The following is a 20,696-nucleotide window of genomic DNA, read 5'->3' as shown; positions in this document are numbered from 1 at the left end:
CAGCGGACGGTCAGCCGCCGGTCGCGGGTGACTTCTTGGCTGAGGCGGGGATCGCGGAGTCCGTACGGATCGCCTTCCACAGCTGCGTGGCCTGCGGTTCGGCGGCAACCACCCGGTTGGGGTCGACCTTGTCGTACGCGACGGGGAGCATGATCGTCTCCATGTCCGCGGGATCCACGTCGCCCATGCTGCGGGCGAAGGTGGCGAGCTTGGTCAGCGATGCGAGGTCCGAGTCGGTGGTCAGTGCCGACGTCAGGGTATTGGCGATCTTGTACGTCTTGGTGGGGCTGCCCAGCAGGTCCTGCTTCTTGATCTCCGAGAGCAGCGCGATCATGAATTTCTGCTGCAGGCCGATGCGCCCCAGGTCGCTTCCGTCGCCGACGCCATGGCGGGTGCGGACGAACCGCAGGGCCTGGGTGCCGTTCAGCCGGTGCGTGCCCGCGGACATCTGCAAGCCGCTGGATGTGTCGTGGATGTCCTGGTCGAGAGTGACGGTCACACCGCCTATCGCGTCGACCAGGCCCTTGAAGCCGGCGAAGTCGATCTCGACGTAGTGGTCCATCCGCACGCCCGTCATGGCCTCGACGGTCTTGACGACGCAGGCCGAACCGACCTGCGAGTAGACGGAGTTGAACATCACGCGCCGGGCCGACGGAACCGCTGTGCCGTCCGCCTTGGCGCAGGCCGGACGAGTGACGAGGGTGTCGCGCGGAATGCTGACGGCAGTGGCGCGGGTCCGCCCCTCGGGTATGTGCATCACGAGTGCCGTGTCGGAGCGGGCGCCCGACACATGGCCGGTGTCGAGGGATGCGTTGGCCCCGGCGCGTGAGTCGGATCCGAGCACCAGGATGTTCTGGCCCGACGTGGGGAGTCGCTCCGGGCGGTCGTCGCCGAGCTGCTTGTTCAGGTCCAGGCCGTCGATGTTGCCGTCGAGGTGTTGGTAGAACCAGTAGCCCGTGCCCGCCAGGCCGATGAGGAGCACCGCCAGAGCGATCAGGGTCCTGCGCAGCCAGCGTCGCTTGCCGGGCTTGTCGCGACGCCGCCGTCGCTGGGGGCGAGAGTCGGGTCTACGGGTGGACCTGGGCTCTGCGGTGGCGCTGTGGGACATCGGGTCCGGTTCCTCTTCCTCAGGGGCTCCGCGATGCGGAGTGCCAGGGCCCGGGTGGGGGGAGGCCGGTCCGTGCAGGCAGAACGATGACGAAGAGATGACTATAAGGGGGGTTGCTCGGCGTCCAACGTCCGGCGTGGGCAAAAAGACTGACCACTACCTGTAGGAGACATGGATTACACCTTAACTTCTCTTGACCACTCTTAAGGGTGACATAAGATGTGCACATCCTGTGACGGCCGTGAAAGGGGAGTTCACCGCAGTCACCGGTGTGGCGACGCCAAGACCGCAGGGACGCGTCTGTCGGGCGTACCCAGCAGGGGGATGGCACTTCCAGGTCCGTATGTGCGGACGTCGGGGTGATTGGGTCTTGGTAGGAGAGTGAGTTGACGGTTCAGCCCCGTCTGAGTGTTGTGGTGCCGTTCCAGGACGTCGAGATGTACCTCGGCGAAGCTCTGGAGTCGATCGCACGCCAGTCGTTCCGGGACTTCGAGGTGATCCTCGTCGATGACGGGTCGTCCGACGACTCGTCCCGCATCGCCGCCGAGTTCTGTGCGGCCGATCCACGCTTCCGCGTGATCCGGCAGGAGGCTCAAGGACCTGGTCACGCTCGGAACACCGGACTGCGGGCCATGCACCCGAAGGGGGAGTTCCTCGCCTTCGTGGACGGCGACGACGTCATTCCCGAGTACGCCTACGAACTCATGGTGCGCACTCTGGAGGGGTCGGAGGCGGACTTCGTCTCCGGCAACGTGCAGATGATGAACTCCACCAAGAAGTGGCAGTCGCCGCTGCACAAGACGCCGATGCTGAAGTCCCGCCGCGGCACACACATCACGCGGTTCGAGGCCCTGATCTACGACCGTACGGTGTGGAACAAGATGTTCCGCCGCTCGTTCTGGGACTACCACTTCATCGAGTTTCCGGAGGGGGTCCTCTACGAGGACTCCTGGGTCAACATGTTCGCCCACTTCCGGGCCGAGAAGGTCGATGTCATCACCGACATCGTCTACTTCTGGCGCCGCCGGGACGGTGGCGCGGCACCTTCCATCACCCAGCGGCACACGGAGCTGTCGAACCTCCGTGACCGCGTCGCGGCCGTCCAGTCCGTCAGCCGTTTCCTCGCGGACCGCCGCTCCAAGCTGTACGCCGAGAGCAAGCGGAAGTACGACCTGGCCTGCCTGAAGTCCGACCTCATGCTGCACCTGAAAGTCCTGCCCGACGCGGACGAGGAGTATCAGGAGTCGTTCCTTCGCTGGGCCAACGAGTTCCTCGACGAGGCCGACGACGACATCATCGAGGAGCTGCCGGCGGAGGCTCGCGTCAAGTGGCTCCTGGTGCGCAAGCGGCGTCTGGAAGAACTCCTCGACGTCATCAGGTTCGAGCGCAAGGGCGGCCCCATCCCGGTGCAGCGCCGGTTCCGGCGCTACCTCAAGTATCCCTACCTCGGGGACAAGGAGGTCGGTCTCGACCGCAAGGCCTACCGCCTGGACGAGGAGTTCTCGCTGCACAGCGTGCTGTCCGGCGCCCGGTGGAACAGTGACGAGGCTCTGCTGACGCTGACCGGCACCGCGTATGTGCGCTTCCTCAACGTGCACAAGAAGCACATGTCCGTGAAGGCCATCGCGCTGCGGAACAAGAAGCAGGGGCGCACGCTCGTCGCCACCGCGAAGACCACGTACGCCCCGCAGGCCACCGAACGGTCCAACCAGAATCGCTACTGCTACGACTGGGCCGGCTTCGAGACGCACATCGACGTCACCCGGCTCAAGCGCAAGGGCGAGTGGGCCGAGGGCACCTGGGACGTGGCCACCGGTGTGCTGAGCCGTGGTCTGTTCCGCTACCGCGGCGTGGACCGCGGCGGCTCCGACAGCGCGGCCAACCCGCCCTACCGCTATGTCGATGCCAACACGCGCGTGCTGCCGCTGTTCCTGCAGGGCAAGCTCAAGCTGCGGGTGGAGATCGTGCGGTGCCGCATCACCGGTCATCGCCTGGTGGGCGACCAACTGGAACTGCGCGGTGTCTACCTCGGCCCCAAGGTGCCCGAGTGGGGCAAGTTCCGTGTCGTCTCGATGAGCGGGTCCGGGCAGCACGACGCACGGGTCACCTTCACACCCGGGGGCGAGGGCTGGTGCACCTTCACCACCCGACTGCCGCTGCGCACCCTGGTACCGGGTTTCCGTGCCGAGGGCCTTGAGGGCGGAGACGTCCCGCAGTCCTGGAACATGGGGAGCAACGGCTGGAAGACGACCCTGCACGTCGAGGGCCGGAAGATGACCATTTATCCGGTCATGGCACAGGACGTTCCTGACGGCAGCTACCGGTTGCCGACGGCGCTCCAGACGTCCGAGGGTGACCGTGAAGTGGTCGTGCACCGCAACGGCTCGGGCTATCTGGTGCTCTTCGAGCGGGCGAGCCTGCCTGTGGCGAAACGTTACTTCTGGCGCGAGAACGGAGCGCTCGAAGTCATCGCCCAGTACTTCGCGGCGGACCGGCTGAGCCCGGAGGAGTACCGCGCCACGCACGTCGTGGTCCGCTCCCGCGCCCACGGAGCCGAGCGGGAGGTTCCGATCGAATGGCACGGCAACAAGTTCCGCTTCGTGCTCACCCCGGCCGCGATGCGCACCCTCGCCGGCGACATCCCTCTGGCCGCGGGCCGGTGGGACTTCTTCCTGCGACGCCAGGACCTGTCCTCGGTCAGTCGTGAGGACCGGCTGGAAGACCTGATGGTGAAGGTCGACCAGGACCTGATCCCCGCGTTCCCCGAAGAACACACCGAGAACGAGCGCCGCTACGAGCTCCAGGCCGAGGCCTGGGACCGACTCTCGCTGCTGGTGCACTCCGCCATGCCCGACAACGCACGCGGCCCGTACCGGCAGAAGCTGCTGCGCACCAAGCACTATCAGTCCGCCCGGCGCGACCCGCTGCGGCCGGCGATCCTCTTCGACGCGTTCAAGGGGACCCAGTACTCCGACAGTCCCCGCGCCCTGCACGAGGAACTCGTCCGCCGGAGTGTGGACCTGGAGCACTTCTGGGTGGTGCGCGACGACCAGGTGCAGGTACCGCCGACGGCGACGGCCGTGCGCATGTGGTCGCCCGAGTGGTACGAGGCCATGGCGACCTGTTCCTACATCGTGGCCAACAACCACCTGCCCGACTGGTTCCAGAAGCGCGAGGGCCAGATCGTCGTGCAGACCTGGCACGGCACCCCGCTCAAGAAGATCGGCCACGACATCGAGGCCATCCACTTCGCCGACCAGCGTTATCTGGAGCGGGTGGAGAAGGAGGTGCAGAACTGGGACATGCTCGTCTCGCCCAACAGCTTCTCCACCCCCATCCTGAAGCGGGCCTTCGGCTTCCCCGGCGAGATGGTGGAGTGCGGCTACCCGCGCAACGACATCCTGCGCCGCACCGGGACGGAGCGCCGCGAGCAGGAGATCCGCCGTCGTATCGGCCTGCCCCCGGGCAAGCGGGTCGTGATGTACGCCCCGACCTGGCGCGACGACCAGTTCTACGCGCCGGGCAAGTACAAGCTGGACTTCCGCATCGACCTGGCCGACGCCCGGGCCCGCCTGGGCGCCGACCACGTCCTGCTCGTGCGCCGGCATCCGAACGTGGTGGATCCGGTGCCCGGCGCCGGTGACGGCTTCGTCTTCGACGTCTCCGACTACCCGGACATGGCCGACCTCTCGCTGATCACCGACGTGATGATCACGGACTACTCGTCCCTCATGTTCGACTACGTCAACACCGGTCGCCCGATCCTCTTCTTCACCTACGACCTCGACCACTACCGCGACACCCTGCGCGGGTTCTACTTCGACTTCGCGGCCAGCGCCCCCGGCCCGCTGGTCGACACCTCGCAGGAACTGATCTCCGCGATCTGCGACATCGACCAGGTCCAGGCGTCCTACGCCGAGCGCTACCGATGGTTCCAGAGCCAGTTCTGCGACCTGGACGACGGATTCGCCGCCGCCAGACTCGCCGACCGCATGCTGACGGCCGGCGGGGACCTGGCCCACGCCGACGCCCGGGCTCCCAAGGTCGGCACCGTCTTCACCCACCGGGCGGCCCGTCCGCTCACCCCGCTGCAGCGCTCCACGCACGCTCGGCCGGACCAGCGGCTCGGCGCCCTTCCCGCCCAGCGGACCGCGGAGCGCGATGCGGCCCACGCGCAAGGCGCCCACCCGTCGACGGCCTCCCCGTCGCACCCGGGCACGTCGACGGGGACCGCGTACGACGACAGGATCCACGAGGGCGTGGTGGTGTGACGGTGGCGACCAGATCAGTCGGCGCGCACCGTCAGCAGCAGCGCGTAGTGGTCCGAGACGCCCGTGTCACGGACGGAGCACCGCTCCCTCGGCAGGCCGGTGAAGAGGTAGTCCAGCTTGTGCCCGCTGACGTGTGTCGGCCGGCCGGACCGCTTGCCGGCCGACGCCTGGTCGCACTCGCGGTCGCTGCCGTACGGACCCGGAGGCCACACGCCGTCCGGCGCACCCCGGTCCGGGGGACCCACGTTCAGATCGCCGCCGTAGACGACGCGATCGCCGGGCGCCGCGGCGGCCAGGGCCCGCAACTGGTCGTCCCTCAGCTCCCATTGAGGGTGTGCTCGATCGTCACCCGGCCGGCTGAGATGGGCGGCGCAGACCGTGAGTGCGTCCTCGGCGACCACGGCGCACAGAATGCCGCGGCGCAGCCCGAGCGTGGGCTGCCGGGACGGCACACCGCGCGCGTCGGACAGCCGCGTGGCCGACAGGACGGCGAACCCGGCCGGCTCCTTTCCACCGGTGGCACAGGGCACCGTACTGATGTGTCCGGACGCGCCACGCCACGTGTAGGCGCGGAAGAACGAGCGCCAGGAACCGCCCAGCCGGTCCCGCACGGCCGACACGTCGGAGGCGCAGGCCTCCTGCAGGAAGACCACGCGGGCTCCGCCGGCGGTGGCGAGCTGCGCGGCCGCGTCGCGTTTGGCGGTGCGGCTCCCCGTACCCGCACAGGACCACCGAGCGACGCCGCACATGTTCCACGTGGCCACCGTCAGGGTGCGCCCGGCGGAATCCGAGGTGGTGGGGCCGGCCGCCCGCGGCCACATCGCGACGACCGTGCCCGCCAGCAGGACGGTCACCACGCCGAGGACCGCCGGCCAGAGGCGCCCGACGCGCTTCCGCATGAGGCGCTCGGGCGTGGCAGTCATCCGGACATCGTGCCGTACCGAGGCGACAGGACACCAATCCGCAGCCGCGTCGGACCTCCTGCGGCCGTCCCCCTCGGGGCATCCCCGCACCGGTCCACGCCGCAGTACCTCTAAGACGTCGGAGAGTTGGAGTTCCCACATGACCAAAGCAGCCACGCCGACGCGCGAGGTACTGAAAGGGATCGAGGCGTCCGGCGCCCACCCGGTCGAGTACCGCTTCACCCACGCGCGCAGCGGCAACCGCCACCTCATGGTCGTGTTCTCGAACATCTACGCCCCTGACGACTACGGCTGGGTGACCGGTGTGCTGGACGGGCTGCGGTCGAACATCCTGTGGATCCGGGACCGCTTCGCGGAGAAGAACACCTACTACCTCTGCAAGGACATGGACTTCTCGGTCGAGGCGTCCGTCATCACCCTCATCACCAACGTGACGAAGTCCCTCGGGCTCACCCCGGGCGACGTCACGCTGTGGGGCAGCTCCAAGGGCGGAAGCGCGGCCCTCTACTACGGGTTGAAGTACGGCTTCCGGAACATCGTGGCGAGTGTTCCGCAGCTGCGGATCGGCTCGTTCGTCCGGGAGACCTATCCGGAGGTCGGCCGGCACATGCTGGGCGAGGCGATGTCCGACGACTCCGTCGCCGTCCTCGACGCCCTGCTGCCGGACCTGCTCGCCTCCGGCGTGAACCCCGACGCCCACATCTACATGGTGTCCTCGCCCCAGGACGAGCAGTACCCGTCCCAGGTCGAGCCCTACCTGGGACTTCTGCGGGCGTACCGGAACTTCAACCTGATCTTCAGCGAGTCACCGTTCATCACGGGCCACGGGAAGGTGACCCAGCGCAACACGCCACCGTTGCTGGGCATCGGGTACCTCCTCGTCGAGGGGATCGCGCCACGGCTGGGAGTGACCCGGCACGGCTATGAGCAGCCCGACGCGGACCGTTCGGCGATCGACACCTATCTCACCTCGACCTCGGTGCTGCGCGGCGCCGAGTTCCCGGCGCCCCTGGTCTCCGTCCCGCCGGCGAACGCCCACCTTCCGGGCGACGAGGTCCGGTTCATCGGGCAGGCCCCCGGCGCCGTGCGCGTCAGCGTATGGGAACGAGGCAAGTTCATCGGCCAGGCGCCGGTCGCACCGGACGGCAGCTGGACCTGGGAGCTGGGCCGGACCTGGGGGAAGGGCGCGCACACGCTGAAGATCTTCTCCGCGGACGCCGCCGGGTTCCAGTCCGAGCGCACCGAGGTGGTGTTCACCGCCCTTGAGGCGGGCGCCGCAGCTCCGGGCGGCTTCTCCGGCGGCGCCCCGTCGGGCGCGGCCCAGGAGTGTGCGGCGGGCGCTGCCGCCGTTCACACACCGGCGGCCTACGAGCAGGTGATGAACGCGCGGGTGGTGTTCAGCGGCGTGGCGGTCGGAGCCGTGGGGGTGGGCTTCCACGAGGGAGGACGACTTCTGGGCAACGCGGCGGTCGGCCATGACGGCAGCTGGAGCTGGGAGGCGGGGTGGGAGTGGGCGCCGGGTTCGTACACCGTGGAGGCCGTCGCCCTGGACGCCTTCGGCGGGCAGAGCACCATTGCCCGAACGCCCTTCACCGTCCTGAGCGCGATGTCCGAGGCGACACCGGCCGGCGGATATTACGGAGGCGACTACTGAGCGGCCCCCGCTCCGTAGGACCGACCAAAAGCGGCGGCTCCGTCCTCCCCTGGAAGGGAGGGCGGAGCCGTTTCGCCGAAGGTGCCTGGATTGGGGTCAGGCGTGGCGGCGGTTGCCGGTGAAGACCCGGTACAGGGCCAGCAGGATCAGCGAGCCGATGATGGCGGCGATCCAGGTGGAGAGGTCGAAGAAGCCGTCGATGGAGTCGACGCCGAAGATGACCTTGCCGAGCCAGCCGCCGAGGAGACCTCCCGCGATACCGATGAGCATCGTGATGATGATGCCGCCCGGGTCCTTGCCCGGCATGAGCGCCTTGGCGATGATGCCCGCGAGCAGACCGATGAGTATCCAGGCGATGATGCCCATGATGTGTGTCTCCTACCTGGTCGTATAAAGGCTGTGTCAGGGACTCCGGGTGTTCCGTGTCGGCGATTTCAAACCCGTGGACAGGTTCGGGGATTCTGTGAATCGATCGTGTGCGTTCGAAGGTGGTGCATCTGGTGCTTATGGCGCATCCGCGGCGAGACCCGCCGACACCGCCAGGGTTTTGCGCGTCATCCCGCCGCGATGCGCAGCCTGATCGGTCTCCGGGCGCAGCGCGAACTCGGGCCACACGTCCGGGCCGCGGGCCCGTGAGCCGAGGCCGTGTTGGGCCGCGTCGACGACGAGGTGGCTCGTCGTGGAGTCGGCGAGCTCGAAGGGGTGCCCGGCTCGTGCGAACACCGGTGCGCGCGGCCTGAGTACGCACGTACGGGGCGACGGCATGCGGCGGTCGGACGAGGCGATCCGGGGGCGGGCGGCCGATCGCGGACGGTTCGCCGGATCGGCGGGTCACGGGGGCCACCGCGACTGTGGAGGCGCCCGTCGTAACTGTGCCGGAGGCGCCGGCCGGGGAGTTCCCCTGCCGGCGCCTCGTGACGGGACCGGAGTCGTCCGGCTCGGTGTCCGGGTGTCAGTGCGCGGCGTTCGGTGTCGCGGCGTCACCGTGGGCGACGGGCTTGGCGTTCACCAGGAAGGCCGCGGAGCAGCCGGCGAGGACCATCGCGCCGACCGCGTACCAGATGGCGTGGGTGTAGCCGTGGACCACACCCGCGGCCACGACCTGCGCCTTGCGGGACGGGTCGGTGAGGTGGCTGCCGATGTACGTCGACGTGGCCGAGGTGGCGATGGTGTTGAGCAGGGCCGTGCCCAGCGAACCACCCACCTGCTGCGAGGTGTTGACCATGGCCGAGGTGACACCGGCGTCCTGCGGGCGAATACCCTGCGTCGCCGTGGAGAAGACGGGCATGAACGTGAGACCCATGCCCAGACCCATGATGAGCTCGGCCGGCAGCACATGCGTCGCGTACGACGAGTCGACGCCGAGCTGGGTCAGGATGAGCAGACCGCAGGCGGCAAGGAACATGCCCGGGACCATGAGGGCGCGGGCCGGGACGCGCGACAGCAGCCGGGCGGAGATCTGCGTCGAGCCGATGATGATCGCGGCGGACATCGGCAGGAACGCCAGACCGGTCCTGACGGGGGAGTACCCGAGGATGCCCTGCAGGTAGTAGGTCATGAACAGGAACAGGCCGAACATGCCGATCGTGGCGAAGCCCATGGTCAGGAAGCAGCCGGCCCGGTTGCGGTCGCGCAGGATCCGCAGCGGAAGCAGCGGCGACTTGGCGCGGGACTGCCACAGGACGAACAGGGCGAGCAGCAGTACGCCGCCGACGAGCAGCGAGATGACCATCGAGTCGCCCCAGCCGCGCGGCTCGGCCTCGGAGAAGCCGTACACGATGGCGATGAGGCCGCCGCAGCCGAGGATCACGCCGGGCACGTCGAGTCGCACGTCCTTGTGGCCGGGGCGGTCGTGCAGCAGGATGACCGCGCCGACGACGGCGACGATGGCGATGGGGATGTTGACGTACAGGCACCAGCGCCAGTTCAGGTACGAGGTGAGGATGCCGCCGAGCAGGAGGCCCACGGCGCCGCCCGCGCCGGCCAGCGCGCCGTAGATGCCGAACGCCTTGCCGCGTTCGCGCGGGTCGGTGAAGGTCGTCGTCATCAACGACAGTGCCGAAGGGGCGAGGAGGGCGCCGAAGACGCCCTGTGCGGCCCGGGCTCCGAAGAGCATCGCGGAGCCGGTCGCGGCGCCGCCGACGGCGGACGCTGCGGCGAAGCCGATCAGGCCGATGATGAACGTGCGCTTGCGGCCGACGAGGTCGGCGACCCGGCCGCCGAGCAGTAGCAGACCGCCGAAGGCGAGGGTGTAGGCCGTGATGACCCACTGCCGGTTGCCGTCCGACATGTCGAGGGCCTTCTGGGCGGACGGCAGCGCGATGTTCACGATGGTCGCGTCGAGGACCACCATGAGCTGGGCCAGGGCGATGACGACCAGGCCCCACCAGCGGCGGGGATCGGCCGTCTCGGCCGAGGCGGAGGCGGGCGAGCCTGGTGCCGTCCGGGTGGCGCCGGCGGGTATGGAGTCACTCATGTCGAGGACGTCGCTTCCTTGGTGAGGCATGCGCCGCGAAGGCGGCGCGGGACGGAGGCGCGTGTTCCGGCGCGAGGGGGCCGGAACACGCGGTGGGACGGTGGCGGAGAGGGCGCGACGAAGGAGGCATCGGTTCCCCCCGTCGCCTCGTCCGCGCAGGTCGTGAGGCGTAGGCGTGGCGGCTGCCGGTGCGCAGCACCACCGATAGTCAGCATTGCTGATTATCAGAAGCAGGATACGCTACCTCGTATGACGGACGACGCCGAACTGTCCGACCTCCTCACGCTGCGGCTGGGGTACCTGGTCAAGCACGCCTACCTCGAACTTGCGGCGCTCATGGCCGAGGCGCTCGAGCCGTACGGCGTGCTGCCCCGCGAGTTGGGCGTGCTGTCGGTGATCGGGGCGGACGGCGCCGAACGCTCACAGAACGAGTTGGCCTCGGCGATCGGCATGGACCGGACCACGATGGTGGCCGTCATCGATGAACTCGAAGGCCGCGGGCTGGTGGAACGCCATCGCAGCGCGCGGGACCGACGCCGTAACGTGGTGACCCTCACGGACGCCGGAGTCACCTGCCTGCGGGACGCGGAACTGGCACGCGCCGAGGCCGAGGCGGCCTATCTCGCTCCGCTGGAGGCCGACGCGGCGCAGGCACTGACCGACGCCCTGCGCGTCCTGCACCGCGCGCACGCCGCTCCGCATGGTGGGCGGCCGCTGCGCGCCGCCGGGCCGACGGACCAGGCGCACTGCGCCGCGGCCGCCGGCGAATCGTCCGGCACCTGACCCGACCGGTCGGCGCACCACGACGTCGATCCGGCCGCTCGGGGAGCGGCTCCCGCTGTCACTACCAGGGCACTTCGCCCTCGTCGTCGAAGAAGTGACCTGTCGGTCCGCCGTCCGGCACGGTCGCGAGGCGGATCGCGGCGGCGGCTCCCTGCTGCGGTGTACGCACGCCCTGGAAGGCGTTGAGATCGGTCGCCGTGTAGCCGGGGCAGACGGCGTTGATGAGGATGTTCGTGTCGGCCAGTTCCTTGGCGTACTGCACCGTGACGGCGTTCAGGAACGTCTTGGACGGTGAGTACGCGACGGCTACGGGGCCGACCTCGGCGCCAGGGGTCGTCTGGAGCGTGAGGGAGCCGACGCTGCTGGAGACGTTGACGATCCGGGGTGAAGGTGAACGCCGGAGCAGCGGCAGCAGGGCGTTCGTCACGCGGATGACGCCGATCACGTTGGTCTCGACGGCGGCTCGCACCCGGTCGACATCGACCGTGGTGGGCTCCTGCGGTCCGCCACCGGTGATCCCCGCGTTGTTGACGAGCGCGTCGAGCCGCCCGGCCTGTTCCTCCACGAGTCGGGCCGCGGCGGTCACACTCGCGTCGTCGGTCACGTCCAGCGGAACGCCGAACGCGTCGACTCCGGCCGCGCGCAGCTTCTCCACGGCGGCCTCGCGCCGCTCCTCGTTCCGGGCGCCGACCCCGACGGTCCAGCCCAGGGCGCCGAGTCCCGCTGCGATCTCGTACCCGATTCCCTTGTTGGCTCCGGTCACCAGCGCGACCTGCGGACGGTGGGTGGTGTTCGTTTCACTCATGACATCCATGCTTCGCCCGCCCCTGACGCCTGTCCAAGACCGATCGGGTGTGCCGCGATACCGCCCGGGTATCGTCCCTGGCGGACCGGGCTAGGCTGGCCCGATGGAGACGCGTGAACTGCGGTACTTCGTGGCGGTCGCCGAAGAACTGCACTTCGGCAGGGCCGCGCAGCGACTCGGCATCGCCCAACCTCCGCTGAGCAGGGCCATCGCCCAGCTCGAACGGAGACTGGGCGCCACGCTCCTCGACCGCGACAGCCGAGGTGTCGCCCTGACCGCCGCGGGGACGGTGCTTCTCCGGGAGGCGGGAGCGGCGCTGGACGCCGTCGAGGCCGCCGAGCGTCGAACGCGGCGGGCCGCCCTCGCCTCGACCGGCAGCCCCTCCGTCGTTCTCGCCGCGAAGGCGGGCGCCTCCGGCGAGCTCCTGGCGAAGATCCTCGACGCCTACGCGGCCGAACCCGATGCGGTCCGCGTCGACGTGATGCTGTGCGGGCCGGGGGAGCAGGCGCGCGTCCTGCACGACGGCCGGGCCGATGTGGCCCTCCTGCACCGGCCGTTCGACGACACGGCCGGATTCGACACCGAGGTTCTGCACACGGAGCGCCAGATCGTGCTCCTGCCGGCGGGCCATCCCCTCAGTACCCGCCCGCATCTGCGGGTCGACGAGATCACCGGCCTCTCCGGGCTGCCCCTGCCACGCTGGCCACGACCCGACGGAGCCTTCGCGGACGGCCCCGGCCCCCAGGTGCGCGACCACACGCAGCTCACTCAGCTCATCGCCCTCGGCCGGGCCTGCGCGATCGTCCCGGAGTCGGCGTGCGCCGGCCTCGGCGAGGATCTCACCGCCGTGCCGGTCCCCGACGCCCCCGAGGTCACCACGGTGATCGCCTGGCCCCCGCACAGCCGTTCGCCGGCGGTCGCGGGACTGGTCCGGGCCGCGGTCGCGCTGTGAGCGGTGGGGTCGCGATCACGGTCGACATCTGACTTCGGCTTTACTGCGTCCTAGTAGTATATGCGAATGTATTGCAGCAAGCTGGATGGTGTGGCTGCGAACGATCGATCGAGATGGCATCGCCTGCGTACCTCGATGACCCGCAAGGAGTGGGCCCGTCTCGGCGGGATGGCCGCGTTCGTCGTCGCGCTGCACGTCATCGGCTGGTTCACGCTGCTCGCGGTCGTGGCGCCCGAGCACTACAGCCTGGGCACCAAGACGTTCGGCATCGGTATCGGCATCACCGCCTACACCCTGGGGATGCGGCACGCCTTCGACGCCGACCACATCGCCGCGATCGACAACACCACCCGGAAGCTGATGAACGAGGGGCAGCGCCCGCTGTCCGTCGGGTTCTGGTTCTCCCTCGGCCACTCCAGCATCGTCTTCGCGCTCGCCTTCCTGCTCTCCCTCGGCGTCAAGGCGCTGGCGGGACCGGTGGAGAACGACGACTCCCGGTTGCACAGCATCACCGGCTGGATCGGCACCACCGTCTCGGGGGTCTTCCTCTACGTCATCGCGATCATCAACCTGCTGATCATGGCGGGGATCTGGAGAGTGTTCCGGGCGATGCGCTCCGGCCATTACGACGAGGCGGCGCTGGAGGAGCAGCTCGACAACCGCGGCTTCATGAACCGCATCCTGGGCCGCCTGATGAAGTCGATCACCAAGCCCTGGCAGATGTACCCGCTGGGCCTGCTCTTCGGGCTCGGCTTCGACACGGCGACCGAGATCGCCCTGTTGGTCCTCGCCGGATCGGGAGCGGCCTCCGGACTGCCCTGGTACGCGATCCTCTGCCTGCCCGTCCTGTTCGCGGCGGGGATGGCGCTGCTGGACACGATCGACGGCTCGTTCATGAACTTCGCCTACGGCTGGGCGTTCTCCAAGCCCGTCCGCAAGGTCTACTACAACCTCACCGTCACGGGTCTGTCCGTCGCCGTCGCCCTCATCATCGGGACCGTCGAACTGCTCGGACTGGTCGCCGAGAAGGCAGGCCTGCACGGCTTCTTCTGGGACTGGATCGCCGGCCTCGACCTCAACGTCATCGGCTACGTCGTCGTCGGCCTGTTCTTCGCCACCTGGATCGTCGCGCTGCTGGTGTGGAAGCTCGGCCGCATCGAGGAAAAGTGGACGGAGGGGTTGGCGCAGCCGGGCGAGCAGCGGGTCGAGTAGGGCGCCTTCGCGCCTACGTACATCCCCACACGGCGCCCCGCCTGGCCGACGGGACCAACCCGCCGCACCCGCCCGGGACCAACCCGCCGCACCCGCCCGGGACCAACCCGCCGTGCCGCCGGCGCCATCGCGCCGAGGTCTCAGGCTCCGGCCTGAAGGCGGAGGCCCGTCAACGTCAGCTCCAGTGCGGAGCGGAACTGGTCGACGTCGTCGTGGCCGTCGAACTCGTCGACGATCTCGCGCACGAAGGGGAAGTCCTCGGGATCGAGCTCGCGCCAGGCCGCGGCATAGCGGCCGAGGTACTCGTCGCGGTCCACCGCTCCGTCGAGGATCTCCTGGGGCGGCTCCTGCCCCATGTCGACGGCGGAGCCGACGACGACCCCCACGATCGCGGACACGGCGTGAAACCGCTGGTGCGCACTGAGATCCAGTCGGAGGGTCTGCCGGCCGAGCCGCTCGTAGAGGCGCAGTGAGTTGCTCTGGACGTTGGTGTTGCGCATGAAGTACGCGCCCAGCCAGGGCCGGTCAATGATCGCGTCGAAGAGCGTCACGGCCATGGCGCGAAGGTCGTCGATCGGGTCGTCGCTGCTCGGGAGTTTCTCCACGTCGGCCAGCACCGAACCCATCACGTGGTCGGTCGCGAGGTCGAGCAGCTCGTCCTTGCTCGCGACGTACCAGTAGATGCTGGCGACACCGCCGCCGAGCCGCTGTGCGAGCGCCCGGAACGTCAGAGCCGAGGCGCCGGCCTCGTCGAGCAGGGCCACCGCCTCGGTGAGCACGGACTCCATCGAGTGCGAGGCCCGTCGACGTCCCGCGCCGGAGCGGTCCTGCAGGCGTGCCATGGCTTCCCTCTCGTCGTGTCTTGCATCGTATCGAACGTTGTTCTATCGTAGCGCATCGTACGTTGTTCGATAGCCGAACGACGTTCGATCGAGAGGACCGTCATGACCACCGCCACGTTGCAAAAACCCTCACGCACCGCCTATCCGTCCCTCCGCGCGGCGTGGATTCCGCTGGCCGCCCTCTGCTTGGCGTTCTTCGTCGAGATGGTCGACAACACGCTGCTGTCGATCGCGCTGCCCACGATCGGTCGCGACCTCGGCAGCGGAACGACCGCGCTGCAGTGGGTCACCGGCGCGTACTCGCTGACCTTCGGTGGCCTGCTGCTGACGGCCGGGTCGATGGCCGACCGGCTCGGCCGCCGTCGGGTGCTGCTCATAGGACTCGCCGTGTTCGGCTCGCTGAGCCTGTGCGTCGTGCTGGTCACCACGGCGGGTGAGCTCATCGCCCTGCGCGCCGCACTCGGCATCGCCGCCGCGGCCATGGCCCCGATCACGAACTCGCTGGTCTTCCGCCTGTTCGACGACAAGGCCCTGCGGATGCGCGCCATGACGGTGATGATCGTCGTCGGCATGTCCGGCTTCGTTCTCGGCCCGCTGCTCGGCGGCACCGCGCTGGCCCATGTGCGGTGGGAATGGCTGCTGGTCGTCAACGCCCCGATCGCGCTGATCGCCTGCATCGGTGTGCGGCTCGGCGTCCCGGCAGACCGACCGGAGGACCTCACCAAGGACGCGCTCGACGTGCCGGGCGCCGTCCTGAGCGTCAGCGCCATCGGACTCGCCTGCTACTCGCTGACCAGCGGAGTCGAGCACGGCTGGCTCTCCTCGATCACCCTGGCGTCGATCGCGGGCGCCGTGGTGGCGGCGACGGCGTTCATCATCCACGAGCGGCGCAGCGCCGCACCCATGCTGGACCTGAAGCTCTTCACGAACGGCACCGTCCGCGGCGCCGCCATCGCGCAGATCGGTACGTCCATCGCGATGGCCAGCGTGATGTTCGGACTGATCCTCCACTTCCAGTACGCCTATGGCTGGAGCCCGGTACGCGCCGGCCTGGCCAATCTGCCGATCATCGTGACCATGCTCGTCGCGACTCCGCTGTCCGAATGGCTCGGGCGCCGGTTCGGCCACCGCATCGCGTGCCTGGTGGGGGCGGCCTGTCTGGCCGGCTCGCTGGCGGGCCTCTCCTGGGGGGTCGACCACGGGTACGCCGCCATCGCCGTCTGCATGGTGCTCATGACCGTGGGCCTGCGCACCGTGATGACCATCTGCGCGGTCGCACTCGTCGACGCGATGCCGAGCAACCGCACCTCCATCGGCGCCGCCCTGAACGACACCGCACAGGAGGTCGGCTCCAGCGTCGGCACCGCCGTCGTCGGCACCCTGATCGCCGCGCTGGTCACCACCCGGCTCCCCGCCGGAACCTGGAGCGGCGACCTCGTCGCGTCCTTCTTCCACGGCGAACGGATCACCTATGCCGTCCTCGCGGTCGTCGTCGGACTGATCGCGGCCACCGGCGCTCTGAGCCTCACCGACTCCCACACCGTCGAGGAAGCCCCGGTCGAGGAAGCGGCCTGACCGCGGAGAGCCCGGCGCGGGAGGCGACGCCGTGCCGGGGTCATCCCGCGGGCAGACACACGACGAACCTGGCCCCGGCGGTGTGCCGGTGGTCGAAGCGCAGATCTCCGTCGGCGGAACGGGCGAGCCGCCTGGCCAGCGGCAGTCCCAGACCCGCGCCGCTGTGCCCGTCGCCGGGGTCGGCCCGGCGGCCGGGCTCGAAGAGGTGGGGCACGAACGGGGGCGGCACGCCCGGTCCGTCGTCGGTGACCTCGATCCGTACGCCGTCGGACGTGTCGTGCACCCGGACGGTGACGCGGGCGCGGGCGTAGCGGCACGCGTTGGCGAGAAGCGGACTGACGATGCGTTCGAGGAGTGCGGGTGCGACGCCGATCGTCGGGCACGACCCGCCGACAACGATCGTCAAGTGCGCCGGCGGGCACGAGGTCTCGGCCACTCGGCGCAGGGCGGTGAGGGATGCGGCCGTACCCGGAGTGACGGGGGAGCCGTCGCGGGCGTCGTCCAGGAGCGTGTCGCAGATCGTGCGCATGGACACGGCGGCATCGGTGATGACCTGATGGGTGGCGCGGGTCTGATCGGCGGTACGTGGGCGGCTCTGCCACCAGTCGAGTTCGGCGATGATGCGGCTCAGCGGGGTACGGAGTTCGTGCGACAGCTCCCCGGTGAGCTGCTGTTCGTGACGCAGGAGCGTACGGATCCGGTCGAGCAGGGAGTCCAGCGACGTGCCGAGGCGAGTGAGTTCGACGGGATGCCCCTTGCTGCCGAAGCGTTCCGCCGAGGCCACGGCACTCCACTGGGAGGCCTGGTCGGTCATCGCGCGGACCGGGCGGAGCGCCCGCCCGACGGCCAGCCGCGTGAGCGCGTAGGTCGAGGCGAGCATGACGGCGTCCAGAGCGAGCGATCCGAGGAGCAGGGTGTCGGCCGAACTGCGGTACGGGGAGAGGTCCAGAGCGGTGATCACCGTCGCCTCGCTGCGTCCCCCGGCCACCGGGAGCGCGCACAGCCGGAACGGTCGGTGGGACGTGGTCGTGACGCAGACCCGGCCCGGGTGTGCCGCCAGCCGGTCGGCGACGTGCGTCAGGGGGCTCGCGGTGCCCGGCGGTGCCTCCAGCAGCTGCGGACCCGCGTAGATCCACACGTTCGCGTCCAGCAGGTTGTCGTGGGACGACTCCATGACCCGCACGGTCGTGCCCGTGGTGTCGATCGTCGTGGCGACAGCCGCCGCGCGCGTGCGCAGCTCGTCGTCCGCCTGGTGCTGAAGCCGTTGCTGGGCCACGGCGTTGAAGGCCAGCGTGAGGACCGCCATCAGCAGGGCGGCCGTCGTGAGCGCCACCAGGGACAGCCGGCCCCGCAGTGTCCGGGGTGTCAGGAAGCGCAGCAGAACGCGTGCGGCGCGCATCGGCGGGAGGTTCGCCCGACTCATGACAGGTGATGCCCGACGCCGCGGGCCGTGCCGATCGTCCGGTCGCTGCCCGCCGCGCGCAGCTTGCGACGGAGCCTCGTCAGGTACTGGTCGAGTGTGTTGTCGTGCACCTGGGCGCCCTCGGGCCAGGCCGCCCGGACGAGCTCACGACGTCGCACGATGCCGCCGGAAGCGGCGATCAGCGCGGCCAGGATGCGGAACTCGGTCGGCGTCAGGTCGACCCGGACACCCCGGACGCTCACCACGTGCCGGACCGCGTCCAGCGTCAGGTCGCCCGTGGTGGCCGGCGCCGACGGGGCGGTCCGCTTGATGACCGCGCGCAGCCGGGCCGCCAGCTCCGTGAGGTGGAACGGCTTCGGCAGATAGTCGTCGCCCCCGGCGGAGAATCCGGCCAGCCGGTCGGGAAGCCGGTGACGCGCGGTCAGGAAGATGACGGGGGAGACGAATCCGTTGGCGCGCATCGCCTGGCAGACGTCCCGTCCGTCGGCGTCGGGCAGACCGACGTCGAGGACCGCGGCGGCGACGGCGTCGGTCGCCAGCCGCAGGGCGGTGGCGCCGTCCGGCGCGGGGATCGGGTCGAAGTCCTCCTCGCGCAGTCCGCGCACCAGGACGTCACGCAGGGCGTGATCGTCCTCCACGATCAGGATCGTGTGACGCATGGCCCTCCCCCCGCGGTGTTTCTGTGACGGTCGGACCGGGGGTCAGCCGACGGGGGAGCCACCGGGCCGTCGCGCCCAGGCACAGGCCAAGCCATCCCAGGGCGAACAGCCATCCGCCGACGACGTCGGTGAACCAGTGGACTCCGAGGTAGATCCGCGTGAGTCCGACCAGGACACCCCAGACGCCGATGACCGTGGCGAGGACGACTCCGCCAGGAGGCCGCCGCACGCCCACGGCGACGACGAGCAGCCCTGCCGTGAGGGCGGCCGTGGTGGTGTGACCGGACGGGAACGCCCACCCGGAGGCATGTGTCTCCCAGACATGACTCGGCGGCCGGGGCCGCGCGACGATCGCCATCAACCCGTAACGCAGGGCCTGCCCGGTCCCCAGAAAGGCCACGCAGATCGAGACGGCCACCAGTCGCCGGCGTCTGCCGCGTCCCGCGACCACCCCTGCCAGTACGGCCAGCGCGTAGGGAACGATGCCGGTTCCCGTGTCGGTGATCCCCCGGGCGAGCGCCACGACCACGTCGGGCCGGTGGTGGACGGACCAGGTGAGCAGGCCGCTGTCCCAGAACAGGGGCATGCCGTCATGCCCCACGACGACCATGGTCAGTACGCCGAGAGCGACCCAGGCGCCCAGGCCGCACCCTCCGGCGACCTCGGCCGCATCGCCGCGCTTCATGACGCCACCACCAGCGGTCGCAACCGGGTGGCCGTGACGCGCGGCGCCAGCGAATCGGGCAGCCACCGCAGCGCGTACATGGCGAGGAGTGCCACCAGTGAGCCCACCAGCAGGCCGGCCACCGCGTCGTGCGGATAGTGGACACCGACCCAGACCCGCGCGGCGGCCATCGCGCAGGCGGCGGCCACGGCGAGGGCGCCGAGCCGGCGGCCGACGAAGAGGAGGGCTACGGCCGCGGCGGCGGCGATCGCGGCGTGGTTGCTGGGGAAGGACCAGTCGCCGGGCGCGGGACAGGCTTCCAGCGTGCTCACCTTCAGACCCCGGCAGGGGCGGTCCTCCCGCACCAACGACTTCAGAACCATGTCGATCCCGAAGGCGAGGACGACAACGAGCGGCACGGCCAGGGCGCGCAACGCCGCCGTGGGGCTCACGCGCCGGGCTCCCCACCATCCGACGGCCATGAGGAGGGCGAACAGGGTGAGGCCGTACGTCGACCACACGGACACGGCGCTGTCGAGCCACGAGGGAGATTCGCGGGCCAGGTCCACCACGTCGGTGTAGGCGGAGCCGTCGATCGATGAGCCGCCGAGAGCCAGGATCATCCGTTGGACTCCCGGGTCTTGGAGGCACGGCGCGAGCGGTACACCTCGGACGCCAGCGGGATCAGCGACACGATCACGATCACCGCGACGATGGGGAGCAGATAGCGGTCCACGTTCGGTACGGAGGAGCCCAACGCGTAGCCGGCCAGAACCAGCCCCATACTCCAGACGAGTCCGCCGACCACCTGCCAGAGGGTGAAGGTCCGCACCGGCACACCCAGCGCGCCGGCCATCGGGTTCAGCACCGTGCGTACCACCGGTACGAAGCGGGCCAGCATGATCGCCTTGGCGTAGCCGTACCGTTCGAGCAGGGCCTGTGCCCGGTTCGCCCCCTCGTGGAGACGTGTCGAGTGACTGCGCTCAAGCAGGGCGCCTCCCGCCCTTCTGCCCAGGACGTATCCGCACTGGGAACCCGCCAGTGCCCCGACGGCCGCCGCAACGAGCAGCGGACCGAGGGAGAGCTGCAGGCTGCGGTCCGCGCTGCCGGTGCACAGCAGGCCCGCGGTGAACAGCAGGGAGTCGCCGGGCAGGAAGAACCCGATCAGCAGCCCGGTCTCGGCGAAAAGGATCACGCCGACTCCGACCACACCGAACGCGGCGAGCAGCGATTTCGCGTCGAGCACGTTGACGGCCAGCTGGGAGGCCAGGTCCGTGATCATGTTCGGGGAGCCCTTCGTTTCCGTTGGCCGCCCGGCGTGAAGGGGGCGACGCCGGCGTACGACTACA

The 20,696-nt window shown here is 69.7% G+C and carries 18 protein-coding genes; 6 read left to right on the top strand and 12 right to left on the bottom strand.

The window, feature by feature from the left end; genetic code table 11:
* Positions 1-10: 10 nt before the first annotated feature.
* A complete protein-coding gene (locus B0675_RS27415) occupies positions 11-1,108 on the bottom strand; it encodes an LCP family protein (protein WP_081222285.1) in 1,098 nt (365 codons plus the stop codon).
* A 386-nt stretch (positions 1,109-1,494) separates the two neighbouring features.
* On the opposite strand from B0675_RS27415, the gene B0675_RS27410 reads away from it, so the two are divergent.
* Positions 1,495-5,379 (top strand): bifunctional glycosyltransferase family 2 protein/CDP-glycerol:glycerophosphate glycerophosphotransferase, encoded by a 3,885-nt coding sequence (locus tag B0675_RS27410; RefSeq protein ID WP_107482856.1) that lies wholly within the window; start codon positions 1,495-1,497, stop codon positions 5,377-5,379.
* Between the two features lie 14 nt (positions 5,380-5,393).
* Here the strand turns inward: B0675_RS27410 and B0675_RS27405 are convergent, their stop codons facing one another.
* Positions 5,394-6,302, bottom strand: a complete 909-nt coding sequence (locus tag B0675_RS27405) for an endonuclease/exonuclease/phosphatase family protein (protein ID WP_081222284.1) — start codon at positions 6,300-6,302, stop codon at positions 5,394-5,396.
* Between the two features lie 139 nt (positions 6,303-6,441).
* On the opposite strand from B0675_RS27405, the gene B0675_RS27400 reads away from it, so the two are divergent.
* Positions 6,442-7,956 carry a hypothetical protein gene (locus B0675_RS27400; protein ID WP_081222283.1) on the top strand — a complete coding sequence of 505 codons (1,515 nt, stop codon included), beginning with the start codon at positions 6,442-6,444 and terminating at the stop codon, positions 7,954-7,956.
* 96 nt (positions 7,957-8,052) lie between these two features.
* On the opposite strand, the gene B0675_RS27395 is transcribed toward B0675_RS27400, so the two are convergent.
* From B0675_RS27395 to B0675_RS27390, 3 genes are all read right to left on the bottom strand, one after another.
* Positions 8,053-8,322, bottom strand: coding sequence for a GlsB/YeaQ/YmgE family stress response membrane protein (locus tag B0675_RS27395; RefSeq protein WP_081222282.1), 270 nt, complete (start codon positions 8,320-8,322; stop codon positions 8,053-8,055).
* A gap of 138 nt (positions 8,323-8,460) precedes the next feature.
* Positions 8,461-8,679 carry a beta-galactosidase small subunit gene (locus B0675_RS40740; RefSeq protein WP_241540022.1) on the bottom strand — a complete coding sequence of 73 codons (219 nt, stop codon included), beginning with the start codon at positions 8,677-8,679 and terminating at the stop codon, positions 8,461-8,463.
* 229 nt (positions 8,680-8,908) lie between these two features.
* Positions 8,909-10,432, bottom strand: a complete 1,524-nt coding sequence (locus B0675_RS27390; RefSeq protein WP_081222281.1) for an MFS transporter — start codon at positions 10,430-10,432, stop codon at positions 8,909-8,911.
* A 249-nt stretch (positions 10,433-10,681) separates the two neighbouring features.
* On the opposite strand from B0675_RS27390, the gene B0675_RS27385 reads away from it, so the two are divergent.
* Positions 10,682-11,215 (top strand): MarR family winged helix-turn-helix transcriptional regulator, encoded by a 534-nt coding sequence (locus B0675_RS27385; RefSeq protein ID WP_081222280.1) that lies wholly within the window; start codon positions 10,682-10,684, stop codon positions 11,213-11,215.
* A gap of 61 nt (positions 11,216-11,276) precedes the next feature.
* Here B0675_RS27385 and B0675_RS27380 read toward each other — a convergent pair whose 3' ends face one another.
* Entirely contained in the window at positions 11,277-12,020 is a 744-nt protein-coding gene (locus B0675_RS27380) for an SDR family oxidoreductase (RefSeq protein ID WP_081222279.1), read from the bottom strand.
* Positions 12,021-12,123: 103 nt separating this feature from the next.
* Here B0675_RS27380 and B0675_RS27375 point away from each other — a divergent pair, with 103 nt between their 5' ends.
* Both B0675_RS27375 and B0675_RS27370 read left to right on the top strand, forming a co-directional pair.
* A complete protein-coding gene (locus B0675_RS27375) occupies positions 12,124-12,972 on the top strand; it encodes a LysR family transcriptional regulator (protein WP_081222278.1) in 849 nt (282 codons plus the stop codon).
* 135 nt (positions 12,973-13,107) lie between these two features.
* The gene (locus B0675_RS27370; RefSeq protein ID WP_081222277.1) at positions 13,108-14,184 is read left to right on the top strand and encodes a HoxN/HupN/NixA family nickel/cobalt transporter; all 1,077 of its coding nucleotides are present in this window, start codon (positions 13,108-13,110) and stop codon (positions 14,182-14,184) included.
* 140 nt (positions 14,185-14,324) lie between these two features.
* On the opposite strand, the gene B0675_RS27365 is transcribed toward B0675_RS27370, so the two are convergent.
* Positions 14,325-14,972 carry a TetR family transcriptional regulator gene (locus B0675_RS27365; RefSeq protein ID WP_081223915.1) on the bottom strand — a complete coding sequence of 216 codons (648 nt, stop codon included), beginning with the start codon at positions 14,970-14,972 and terminating at the stop codon, positions 14,325-14,327.
* A gap of 156 nt (positions 14,973-15,128) precedes the next feature.
* Between B0675_RS27365 and B0675_RS27360 the strand changes: the two genes are divergently transcribed.
* Positions 15,129-16,601 (top strand): MFS transporter, encoded by a 1,473-nt coding sequence (locus tag B0675_RS27360; RefSeq protein ID WP_081222276.1) that lies wholly within the window; start codon positions 15,129-15,131, stop codon positions 16,599-16,601.
* 40 nt (positions 16,602-16,641) lie between these two features.
* On the opposite strand, the gene B0675_RS27355 is transcribed toward B0675_RS27360, so the two are convergent.
* The 5 genes from B0675_RS27355 to B0675_RS27335 are packed head-to-tail and all read right to left on the bottom strand — an operon-like array spanning position 16,642 to position 20,629.
* Positions 16,642-18,000, bottom strand: coding sequence for an ATP-binding protein (locus tag B0675_RS27355; RefSeq protein WP_179165452.1), 1,359 nt, complete (start codon positions 17,998-18,000; stop codon positions 16,642-16,644).
* Positions 18,001-18,020: 20 nt separating this feature from the next.
* Complete coding sequence (locus B0675_RS27350; protein ID WP_081222274.1) at positions 18,021-18,683, bottom strand: response regulator transcription factor; 663 nt, start codon at positions 18,681-18,683, stop codon at positions 18,021-18,023.
* Positions 18,637-19,368, bottom strand: a complete 732-nt coding sequence (locus B0675_RS27345; RefSeq protein WP_081223914.1) for a phosphatase PAP2 family protein — start codon at positions 19,366-19,368, stop codon at positions 18,637-18,639. The genes B0675_RS27350 and B0675_RS27345 overlap by 47 nt, the downstream gene beginning before the upstream one ends.
* Positions 19,365-19,970, bottom strand: coding sequence for a phosphatase PAP2 family protein (locus tag B0675_RS27340; protein ID WP_081222273.1), 606 nt, complete (start codon positions 19,968-19,970; stop codon positions 19,365-19,367). The genes B0675_RS27345 and B0675_RS27340 overlap by 4 nt, the downstream gene beginning before the upstream one ends.
* The gene (locus B0675_RS27335) at positions 19,967-20,629 is read right to left on the bottom strand and encodes a DedA family protein (protein WP_081222272.1); all 663 of its coding nucleotides are present in this window, start codon (positions 20,627-20,629) and stop codon (positions 19,967-19,969) included. The genes B0675_RS27340 and B0675_RS27335 overlap by 4 nt, the downstream gene beginning before the upstream one ends.
* Positions 20,630-20,696 lie beyond the last annotated feature (67 nt).

This window comes from Streptomyces sp. M41(2017) (assembly GCF_002078175.1).
In the GTDB taxonomy this organism is placed as follows: Bacteria; Actinomycetota; Actinomycetes; order Streptomycetales; family Streptomycetaceae; genus Streptomyces.
This window is presented reverse-complemented; position numbering and strand designations above follow the sequence as displayed.